Raw genomic sequence first — 871 nt, forward strand, 5'->3', positions numbered from 1 at the left:
TAGAGGCTAGGTAAGAGGGGCTGCAAGAAAGGACCTCCATTTTGCGAGGAGCAGAACGCAGGCCGCGAGGAAGTGAAAGCCAATGAGGGTGGCAGACAAGCGCTCGAGATCACGAGCTAAACGACGGAAGCGGGCCAACCAGGCAAAGGAGCGTTCGACCACCCAGCGTTTGGGCAGCAACACGAAGCTGCGTGAAGCGTCCGGACGCTTCACGACGATGAGCTCCATATTGCTGTTGCGGGCAGCACTCTGGGCCGCCTCACCGGTGTACCCCTGATCCACAAAGGCCACCTCCAGCATGCCGCCCGTCTCCAGTTGGGCCACGTGGCACAGGGCTTCGACCTGTGCCCGGTCCTGTTCGTTGGCGGGTGACGTCATCAAAGCGACGAGGTGACCCAAGGTATCGATCGCCAGATGCACTTTGGTCCCTTTGCGTTTTTTCGCTCCATCAAAACCTGCCCGGTGTCCACTTTCCGGCGTACTTTGCAGCGTTCGACTGTCGACAATGATGGCCGTCGGTTCACCATGTTTCTTCTGCTTGACCCGGCAAAACAGCCGCAGATCATGCACAGCATTCTCAAAACACTGCGCCTGGAACCAGCGTTTTGCCTGAGATCGTACGATCTCAGGCGGAGGGAACTCATGCGGCAGATACGCCCACTGCGCGCCGGTGCGGCTGAGCCACAGCAGCGCATTGAGGACCTCGCGTAGTGGATATCTCCGCTGTGGGGCATCTTCTGGACTCAGCGCCAGATACGGCAGCAAGAAGGCATAGGTCTCATCATCGATGTCACTGGGGTACGCGCGCCGCCTCATGGCCCCATTCTGCTGCAGACAGACCCGCTCCTTCTTTTTTATATGCCCTTTTATC

General features: G+C 58.6%; 1 protein-coding gene. It reads right to left on the reverse strand.

Translation table 11 applies throughout. The features are described 5' to 3' along the window. Positions 1-6: 6 nt before the first annotated feature. Positions 7-816, reverse strand: a complete 810-nt coding sequence (locus tag K7W42_RS22750; protein ID WP_224577690.1) for an IS5 family transposase — start codon at positions 814-816, stop codon at positions 7-9. Between the last annotated feature and the right edge of the window lie 55 nt (positions 817-871).

This window comes from Deinococcus betulae (genome assembly GCF_020166395.1).
In the GTDB taxonomy this organism is placed as follows: domain Bacteria; phylum Deinococcota; class Deinococci; order Deinococcales; family Deinococcaceae; genus Deinococcus; species Deinococcus betulae.